This is a genomic window from Acidiphilium sp. (assembly GCF_049977125.1).
In the GTDB taxonomy this organism is placed as follows: Bacteria; Pseudomonadota; Alphaproteobacteria; order Acetobacterales; family Acetobacteraceae; genus Acidiphilium.
The window spans coordinates 12,632-22,017 of record NZ_JBMFGY010000008.1 but is presented as its reverse complement, the minus strand read 5'-3'; the positions used below and the strand labels follow the sequence as shown (position 1 = coordinate 22,017).

Genomic DNA, 9,386 nt, shown 5'->3' with positions numbered 1-9,386 from the left:
CCGGTTCGGTTACGCCGCTCGTCGGGTCGTTGCGGCATAGGCGAGGGTGGCGCCGATGGTGACATCAAGTGTGCCGCCCTGCAGCAGACTGGCGGGCACCAGGGCACGGCCGGTTGTCCAACGACCGTCCGGTTCGGCATCGTGCCAACCTATGGTCAGTTCGGGATGATCGAGCGGGATGCTGCGTCCGTCGACGTGAAGCGCCGCGATTTTTATGCCCAGGCGACGGCGGTCCTTCGGATCGGCGGTGATGTAGCCGGGGATTGCGGCCCGACTTTCGATGATCGCGCCGCCTTCAACGGCAATTACCTGCACGGCGGCATCGGTTGTGGTTGAGATGAGGGCACGGGTCAAAATCCGCGCCCGCACAGCCTCGACGATGGGGCCGGTTTCAGCAAATGGCGCACACCCCTCGGTTTCGCGACGATTCTGGGCAAAATCGGGGTGCAGTTGCACAGGGACTCCACCGTTCTCGAATGCGCCGCGATTACCGGTTTCGAGATAGGATTCCGCCGGTGTTCCTTCGGCATAGAGCACGGCGTGGTTTGGAAGCTCGATATGATAATACGTGATCGAGTCGCGAGGTGACAGCCGAACGGTACGACCGTTGATCAGCGCCTTGGCCGGGATCAGATGGCCATCGAGATAGAGCGCGTGATCGGGCGAGACCAGAAGATCGCGGCTCGGCATGCCGGGTGCGAGCGCACCGGCTTCGATCAGCACCGGCTGGACCGTATCGGGACGTTTGTGGGATTTCAGATCAAGGCGGCGCGTGCCGATCCAGATGATCGGCGCGGTACCACCGTCGTGCAGAATGACTTCATCACCTTCGGTCAGGGCTTCAACCTCGACATCGCCCTTCGTGGTAAGAATGCGGGTGCCGGGCGTAAAGCAGGCAATGTCGAACCCGATCGCGTTGAGCAAGGTCAGGTCGGTGGCCGACATGGTCGCGAGGCCGGGGAACAGATAGCCCGACCAGGCATCATGCAGGAACGCGCCGTTCTGCATGTAGTTATTCCAGTCGGTGCGGGTTTGGGTCGCGGCATAGACGATCGGGGTTTTGCCACCATCGGTCGAGAAATAGGGGATTGGGCCGACGCCGTGGGTGGCGCTGTGCTGCAGGGTGCCGGGTGAGGTGAAGGCCGAGAGATCCATCGGGCCGGCCAGCGGATCACCCGCGTAGCGACCGGCGGCCGCGGTGACCTGATCGAACCGGACACGACCGAGCGCGTGCGAGAGCTCATGCAGAGCGAGGCCGACGAAATCGAGCGAATTGGTGTTGGCGGCTTGCAGCACGTTGTTGGTGCTGTAGTTGAACAGGCTCTGATAGGCCGTGTTGATCACGATTGAACCGCCGATTGAGTAGTATCCCTGGGTCGGCAGACCCCAGGCCTGCAATTCGGCTTTCGAGACCACGGCGGCGACACCGCCGGCGGCGGTATTGGTTTTCGGCAAGTAAGGGGCGAGCGACGGGTCGTGCTTGGCAACCTCGCCCTCGGCGATGAAATACGGCACGTAATAGGCTTCCGGTGAACCGTAAGCGAGAATGCCGGTTTGGCTGACACTGTTCAAATTGGCGATGTTGGCCTGGATGGTGACGGCCACCGGATCGGTGATGAGCGCGCCGAGATACTGCGCGGCGTAATTCAAGGCGTTCTGGGCGGCGGCGCTCAGGGTGACTCCCGGTGCGTCCTGAACCACGATGGTCATGTGATGGCCGACATTTGACGCATCGCTTGCCGCCAGGGCAGCGACGGAACCGGCGCTGCCCGTCGCAATCGCGGCGCTGCTGCCGACCGGATCGGTCGATTTGAATTCGCTGAACGGCGTGAAGGCGGAGGATTTGAGTTCATCGGCGACGGTCGCCGACAATTTATGCGCCTCGTGCAGATCTGATGGGTTGCTGATCATGCCGCTACGGCCAACACCCTCGAGAAACATTCCGGGGGTGATCATCCCAGGCTGTGACAATCCAAAGGAGTCGCTTCCCAGCGAGGCTGATGACGCTGATTGATCAAGCGAAATTGTTGAATTTAAGGTATGTTTTAGACTGTTCTGAGATTTTGGTTCGGCCAGGGCGATGAAAGACGTGTGAAGCTGAATGCCATCAGTCAATTCATTGTCCATCAAGGACTCCCGATTTTGAAAATTTATATGAAGTGAACATGTAACAAGAGTAACGAAATGAGACACAAAATGTAAAGAAATAAGAGGATTTGACGCATATCACGCTTACGTGATCGCTTTCGGGATGATGGGGCTAACCACCGGTCCGGCTATGCCGCATGGTCAATCATCACGCATCATCAATCATCAATTGTGTAACCAAGACGTTCGATGATCGGGGCCAGAATCGGCATTACCGGCTTGAGTTGCTCTCGATAATGACGATAGCGATAGCGTGAGCGGTCATAGAGTTTTTCGGTGACCTGAGCATAGCTCGCGGTTCGGGCGTAGCGCTGGTTCTTTTCGAATTGCAGGCAGGCCGGATCGAAATCCTCACCGATGAAGGCAAGAAGATTGCGGATTTCCCGTTCCTGATGGTCGACGACGTCTTCATAGCGGATTGCGCGGTAGTGCAGTGCCGGAATATTTTCGCGGTAGTGGACGATCAGATCGGCGATCAGGGCGTAGTGCTGCGCGGTGGTCTGTAATTCGGCGGCGCAAAACAGGCCGTGGGTGAGGTGGTTGGAATAGACCGATAGCACGACATCGAGCGGGTGACGGAGCAGATGGATGATCGGTGCCTGCGGAAACATCAGATGGATCAGGCCGATGTGGGTTTCGTTCAGCGGCATTTTGTCGGTGAACCAGGCGGCGCCTTCGCGCAGGATGCCGGCCTGGCGGACGCGGGCGAGATAATGGTCGCGCAGGAGGTCGAGGCCTTCGCGCTGATCGCCCATCCAGAGTTCGCAGAGTGCATCCGGGTAGGTCAGCGGGCTGGCAAACAGGCGTTGTACCAGATGCGTGGCATCGTTGATGAAGGGGAGTTCGTCGCCGGCGGCGATGCGCTTGTGGACCGAGAGGGTCTGTTCGATCAGCGTGGTGCCGGAGCGGGGAAAGCCGACGATGAAGATGGGCTGCGGCGTGTCGGCTCGGGTGCTGGCGCGTGGCAGCGTGGCAAGGCGGCGCTCGGTGAAGAATCCTCGCAAACGGGACACCATGTCGCGCGCCGTGTCTTCGAGGTAGCGGCGGGCGCCGAGTTCGAGGGCGCGGGATTTGCCGGCCTCATAGGCAGCGAAGGCTTCGGGATAGCGGCCGAGGCGGTCGAGCAGGCGACCTTGTTCGGAGAGTTCGGCCGGGCCGAGCGCACTGCCTTCGCTGAGGCGGGAGAGACGGGCGAGGGCGGTTTCGGTTTCGCCCTGGCGGGCCAGAACGGTTGCGCGGGTGAGGGCGACCGCGGGGTTGTCAGGCGCGAGGGCTTCGGCTTGTTCGACCAATTCGAGCGCGCGGGGGAATTTACGGTCGGCTTCCTCGGTGCGGGCCCAGCCGAGGACGGATTGCAGGACATTCGGGTTGATCTGGAGCGACTTCGCATAGAGACCGCGCGCTTCCTCGATTCGTCCCTGCGTTTTGAGGTTCCACGCCAGATTGGCCAGTGTGACGGCATCGTCACGGTCGAGCAGGCGCAGGACTTCGCGATAGTGATATTCTCCGATCAGGGCGCGGTTGGCCTCGGTCATCACCAGACCCATCAGATTATGAGCCTGTGCGCTGCGGGGCGCGATGCGGATTGCGTTGCGCGCGTGGGTCTCTGCCTCGGCGAGCGCGCCGCGGGCGAGAAGCATCAGGGTGAGTTCGTTGGTTGCGGCGAAGTTGTTCGGGTTTATCGCCACCATCCGGCGGAGCAGTGCTTCGGCGGCACCGATCTTGCCTTGCTGGCGCAGCAGCCGATGCAGGGCGAAGAGCGCCTCTTCACGCCCCGGCGCGAGTTCGAGAAGCGCGCGTAGGGCAGCTTCGGCGCGGGGAATATCTTTCTCGATCAGCGCGGCTTCCGCCTGTTCGAGCAGCGGTTTCAGCGGTGCCGTGGCTTCGGGCGGGCTGAGGCTGGCCAGATCAAGCGCGCAGCAGCGCAGCCGGCGCAATCCTGATCCGCAAGGGCAGGGCGTTGGATCCACGCGCTCTCAGTCGTTGCTGGGATACAGCGCCATCAGCGCCTTCTGATGCTGCCAGGCCCGATACAGGCGCCAGGCACCGTAGCGCTTCGCGCCGCGCGCACGCATCATCGCACCGATCCGGAATGCCGCGCCGTAGTGGAAAAATTGAGTACGATAGGCTTCGAGGATGTTGGTTTCGGGGTCCCAGATATGAGTCGCTTCCGATCCGGCACCGTTGACCTCGATGATGGTGAAGCCTTCGCCGCGTCGCAGTTCCTGTGTCGAGGCGTAGCGAAGGTCGAATCGACCGAAATGGAACTCCGGAATATCGCGCGCGATCGCATCGATCCGGGCCGAGAGGGCCGGTGTGATCAAGTGACTGCCATTTTTGAACGTCGAGCCACGGCAATGGTTGCCGACAAACACCAGCCGCACCCGCTCTCCCGCAGCCGGCACCCGCGCGGCTCCGACGCCTAGTTTTTCCAGCAGCAGGGTTGACACGGCGTTCAACCGCTCATCGGCCGCGATCAGGTCACGAATACGGGCCCGGCCATCACCCACGACCACGGGGGCATATTTCAGCGTGACCGAGGTGATCGTGCCATGGTTCTGGCCCGGTTCGCGAATGTAGAAAATGCCAGCTTCTCCCTCGTCGGTTGCGAGCATCTGTAATTGCAAGCGGGTGGCGCGAGGGAAGGCGGCGAGATAATCGGCCAATGCCGCGCTGTTCCCGATCAGCCGCACACCGGTGCCGTTGCAGCTCATATCGGGCTTGGCGACCACGGGATAGGAGAGTCCGATTTCAGCCATCGCCGCCTCGGCCATTGCCAGATCACCGGCTGGATGGGCCTGGGTGGTGATCCCAACGTAGGGTGCGATCCATCGGCGCGCCTCGGCTCCGGCAAGGTCGAGGATGTCGTTTTTCGACTCACCGCAGATACCGCCGGCCTCGATGCGCGGATTAGTCAGCGCCGGGAGCGTGAGGCTGCGATAGCGCAGCGCCTGCCAGATCCAGAACAGCACGACCGGTGCGTAGAACACGAAACCGGGCCAGAATTCGAAAAATGACACCGGCCTTGCCTTGGCGCCGCGCGTGGCAACGGCATCGAGCCGCGAGGCAGGCGTGATATTGCTCATCAAAAATCCTTTCCAGCCCGATCTGCCTGCCAATGGGCAGCCACGCGGCCGATCACGAGGAGAATAACAACGAACACGGCAAGCCCGGCCCAGCGATAGGGACCGAGGTATTGCAGCATCAGCGTTCCGAGTTTGAGACTGAAATAGAACAGCAGGCTGGTCCAGGCCAGGGTCGCCAGGATCGCGGCGGCGGCAAAGGTGAAGAATGGAGCCTTGAGAAAGCCGCAGGTTGTATAGGTCGGCAGCCGTAATCCCGGCACAAATCGACTGACCAGAACCAATGGGATCACGCGCTGGCTAACCCAGTCGCGCCCGATGTCCCGCCGGCGCTTCGGCACCAGGGCATGCGCCCATTGCACCGTGCCGGAGAGGCGACCCAACCCATATAAGCCAAGGTCGCCCAATACGATGCCAGCGTATAGCGAGCCGAGAGCCAGCGGCAACGACACCGCCCCGGCGGCCACCTGCATGGCGGCGAGTAAGGTCGCGGCATCTTCCAGAATGAAGGTGCCGAGTACGATGGTCGTGATCTCCAGTGGCGGACTGCCGGCGGCGGAGGCGAGGAGGGTGCTGAAATCGGTTAACCACATACCTTCATCACATAAGCGAACCCGCGTCATTTACCAATCCACTTCCGCACGGTGTCCGAAACCGGTGCGGGAACGCGTCGGCAGGGAGGTGATTTCCACAGCCGGGGAACGATCAGAACTGGCTCCGATGATCGGGACGCCGCGCTGAATGGCAATTTTGCCTGACCAGGGCGAGGTGAGCCGCCAAGGGAGGCAAGGCGTGATTCCGGTGTTGGATATATGGATGGCAAAGACGATAACACGATCAGGATATGGTGCGACCGAGATAGGCTTCCCGCATCTGGCCGGAGGCCAGGAGGGCGGCGGCGCTGTCTTGGTGGATGATGCGGCCGACCTCGAGCACGTAGCCGCGATCAGCCAGTTTGAGCGCGGCGCGGGCGTTCTGTTCGACGATCAGGATGGTGACGCCGGTATCGGCGATGCCGCGCAGGCTCCGAAAAATATTCTGAATGATGATTGGCGCGAGACCAAGACTCGGTTCGTCGAGCAGGAGGAGCTTCGGTTTAGCGACCAGGGCGCGACCGATCGCGAGCATCTGCTGTTCGCCGCCCGATAGCGTGCCGGCGAATTGGCTGCGTCGCTCGGCGAGGCGGGGAAACATGGCGTAGATCGCCTCGATGCTGGCCGGGATTTCGCGCGGCGGGCGGGTGAAGCCGCCGAGTTTCAGGTTCTCCGCGACGGTGAGGGTGCCGAACACGCGGCGACCTTCCGGCGATTGTGCAATCCCCAGCCGCACGATCCGGTCCGCCGAGGTGCGGGTAATATCTGTTCCCTCGAAGGTGATCCGCCCGCCGGACCTTGGCAGCAATCCGGAAATCGCGCGCATTAACGTGGTCTTGCCCGCACCGTTCGCCCCCAGAATCGCGACGACTTCACCCGCCTGAACCGTGAGCGAAACCCCTTTCAGCGCCTCGATCTGCCCATAGGCGACCCGCAGATCCTCGATCACCAGCAGGCTCACGCGGCGTCCTCGTTGTCATCGCACCCGAGATAGGCCTCGATCACTGCCGGATCGCTGCGGATCATCGCGGCATTACCCTCCGCGATCTTGCGACCGAAATTGATCACCACGATGTGGTCGCTCACCTGCATCACCACGTTCATGTCATGCTCGACCAGCAAGATGGTTACGCCCGAATCGCGAATCATGAAGATCGTCTCGTTCAGCGCCGCCGACTCAGCATCGTTCAACCCGGCGGCCGGTTCATCGAGAATGATCAGCTTCGGCTGCCCGGCCAGCGTGCGCGCGAGTTCGACGCGGCGCTGCACCCCGTAGGGCAGGGAGGTCGCCGGCGCGTCGGCCACACGGTCGAGGTCGAGCCGGCGCAGAATCTCATGGGTCCGCGCGGCAAGCTCGGCCTCCTCGCGCCGTTGCGCCGGCAGAGCGAGCAGCCCCTCCCACCAATGCTGCCGGGCGGCCAGATGACACCCCGCCCGCACGTTCTCGAACACGCTCATATCGGCAAACAGCCGGATCGTCTGAAACGTCCGCCGCAGCCCCAAAGCGGCAATCCGCGCCGGCTTGGCCCCGGTAATCTCGCTGCCCTGCCACAGCACCCGGCCCGATTTCGGCCGGTACACCCCGGTGATCATGTTGAACACGGTGGTCTTGCCTGCCCCGTTCGGCCCGATCAGCCCGACGATCTGCCCCTGGTTCACGGTGAAACTCAGATCATCCACCGCGCGCAACCCGCCGAAGCTGATGCCGATGCCCTGGAGTTCGAGCAGCGCGGTCACGTCACCACCCGGCGGCGTGGCAGCAGCCCCTGCGGGCGAAGCACCATCACCGCGACCATCGCGATGCCGAACACGAAATACCGATATTCCGCGAGCCCTCGAAAAATTTGCGGCACCACGAACATCAGCGCGGTACCCAGCAGCACACCCGGGATCGAGCCCTGGCCACCGACGATCACGATCGCGAATAACGTCACCGATTCAGTGAACACGAAGGATGACGGGCTGACCGTCGAAAGCTGCACCGCGAACAGCGTCCCGGCCAGCCCGGCCAGCGCCGCACCGAGCGCGAAGGCCAGTGTTTTCACCTTGCGCGCATCGACCCCAAGTGTCCCGGCGGCCAGCTCGTCCTGCTTGAGATAGCGCAGCGCCCGGCCGAACTCGCAGCGATCGAGGTTGCGCATCACCAGCAGCACCGCCCCCAGCGCCACCCAGTCGAGCCAGAACATCGCGCTCTGGCTTTCCAGTTGCAGCCCGAACAGCGACGGCACCCCGATCCCGGTGATCCCGTCCGACCCGCCGGTGATGCCGCCGGGGTCGTTCTGCATCGCGAGGACGAAAATCGCATTGAACCCGATTGTCGCGACCAGAAGATAATCACCCCGCAGCCGGATCAGCGGCGCCGATAGCAGCGCTCCGGCTGCCGCGGCGAGCAGCATCGCCAGCGGCAGGGTCAGCAGGATCGGCACGTTCAGCGTGGTGTTCAGGATCGCCGTGACATACGCGCCAATCCCGAAATACACGGCATGTCCCATGTCGAACATGCCGGCCCGCCCCAGGATCACATCCTCCGAAAGTGCCGTGATCGCGTAGATCGCGAAAAACGCCGCGATCGACACCCACGAACTGTCGAGCGCCAACGGCAGCGCCAGCCCCGCCGCCCAGATCAAGGCGCCCAGCCCGAACCCGCGCATCAGACTTTTTCCGCCACGCGCTCGCCGAGCAGCCCGGTCGGCCGCACCAGCAGGATCACGATCAGCAGCCCGAAGGTGATCGCGTCCTGCCAGGAGCTCGATACATACCCGGCGGCGAAGGCGTTGAACAAACCAAGCAGCACCCCACCCAGCATCGCTCCCGGAATATTACCGATCCCGCCGAGAATCGCGGCGATGAACGCATATAGCCCATAGGTCCACCCCATGGTGAAATATGCCTCGCGGTAATAGATGCCGATGAACAATCCGCCGATCGCCCCGAGTCCAGGCCCGATGATGAACACGCTGGTGATCACCCGGTTGACATTGATCCCCATCAGCCGCGCCGCATCCTGATCGATCGCCGCAGCCCGGATCGCGGTGCCGAACCGCGTGTGGTTCACAAAGCTATAAAGTGCCGCCATCAGCACCAGCGACGCGAGAATGATCATCACCTGAATGAAGCTGATCGTCGCCCCCGCGAAATGCCAGGTTGTCGCCGGCAGCAGGTTCGAGGGAAACACATGCACCTGTGGTCCCCATACCAGCATGATCCCGTTCTCGATCATCAGCGACGCGCCGAGTGCCGAAACCACGGCGGCCAGCCGATCCGCCTTGCGCAACGGCCGATAGGCGATGCGTTCCAGAACGACGCCGGCCACCGCGATCACGACGATCGAAACCACGAAGGCAAGCAACAGCAGCGCCGCCCCGGGGTGCCCACCACCCGCCGCACCGGTCAGAATGCTCAGCCCGACGAACGCGCCGAGAATACAGAGATCACCATGGGCGAAGTTGATCAGCCGCATCACCCCGTAGACCATGGTGTATCCCAGCGCGATCAACGCATAGATCCCGCCGACCGTCAGGCCGTTGACCATCTGCTGGATGAAAACCCCCATGTCGCGCGC

Annotated in this window: 8 protein-coding genes; all 8 read right to left on the bottom strand. The window is 62.4% G+C overall.

The window, feature by feature from the left end; genetic code table 11:
• Positions 1 to 9 precede the first annotated feature (9 nt).
• The 8 genes from ACP5E6_RS02710 to ACP5E6_RS02675 all read right to left on the bottom strand — a co-directional run bounded on the left by ACP5E6_RS02710 (position 10) and on the right by ACP5E6_RS02675 (position 9,377).
• Complete coding sequence (locus ACP5E6_RS02710; RefSeq protein ID WP_427951324.1) at positions 10 to 1,956, bottom strand: NF038122 family metalloprotease; 1,947 nt, start codon at positions 1,954 to 1,956, stop codon at positions 10 to 12.
• 350 nt (positions 1,957 to 2,306) lie between these two features.
• A complete protein-coding gene (locus ACP5E6_RS02705) occupies positions 2,307 to 4,118 on the bottom strand; it encodes a sulfotransferase (protein ID WP_427951322.1) in 1,812 nt (603 codons plus the stop codon).
• A gap of 6 nt (positions 4,119 to 4,124) precedes the next feature.
• On the bottom strand, positions 4,125 to 5,234 hold the full coding sequence (locus tag ACP5E6_RS02700) for a D-alanine--D-alanine ligase (RefSeq protein ID WP_427951319.1): 1,110 nt from the start codon (positions 5,232 to 5,234) through the stop codon (positions 4,125 to 4,127).
• Positions 5,234 to 5,824 (bottom strand): DedA family protein, encoded by a 591-nt coding sequence (locus ACP5E6_RS02695; RefSeq protein WP_427951316.1) that lies wholly within the window; start codon positions 5,822 to 5,824, stop codon positions 5,234 to 5,236. The genes ACP5E6_RS02700 and ACP5E6_RS02695 overlap by 1 nt, the downstream gene beginning before the upstream one ends.
• 244 nt (positions 5,825 to 6,068) lie before the next feature.
• Positions 6,069 to 6,785, bottom strand: a complete 717-nt coding sequence (locus ACP5E6_RS02690; protein ID WP_427951313.1) for an ABC transporter ATP-binding protein — start codon at positions 6,783 to 6,785, stop codon at positions 6,069 to 6,071.
• Positions 6,782 to 7,561 carry an ABC transporter ATP-binding protein gene (locus ACP5E6_RS02685; protein WP_427951310.1) on the bottom strand — a complete coding sequence of 260 codons (780 nt, stop codon included), beginning with the start codon at positions 7,559 to 7,561 and terminating at the stop codon, positions 6,782 to 6,784. The genes ACP5E6_RS02690 and ACP5E6_RS02685 overlap by 4 nt, the downstream gene beginning before the upstream one ends.
• The gene (locus ACP5E6_RS02680; protein WP_427951307.1) at positions 7,558 to 8,475 is read right to left on the bottom strand and encodes a branched-chain amino acid ABC transporter permease; all 918 of its coding nucleotides are present in this window, start codon (positions 8,473 to 8,475) and stop codon (positions 7,558 to 7,560) included. The genes ACP5E6_RS02685 and ACP5E6_RS02680 overlap by 4 nt, the downstream gene beginning before the upstream one ends.
• Entirely contained in the window at positions 8,475 to 9,377 is a 903-nt protein-coding gene (locus tag ACP5E6_RS02675) for a branched-chain amino acid ABC transporter permease (RefSeq protein ID WP_427951304.1), read from the bottom strand. Before ACP5E6_RS02675 ends, ACP5E6_RS02680 begins: the two co-directional genes overlap by 1 nt.
• Between the last annotated feature and the right edge of the window lie 9 nt (positions 9,378 to 9,386).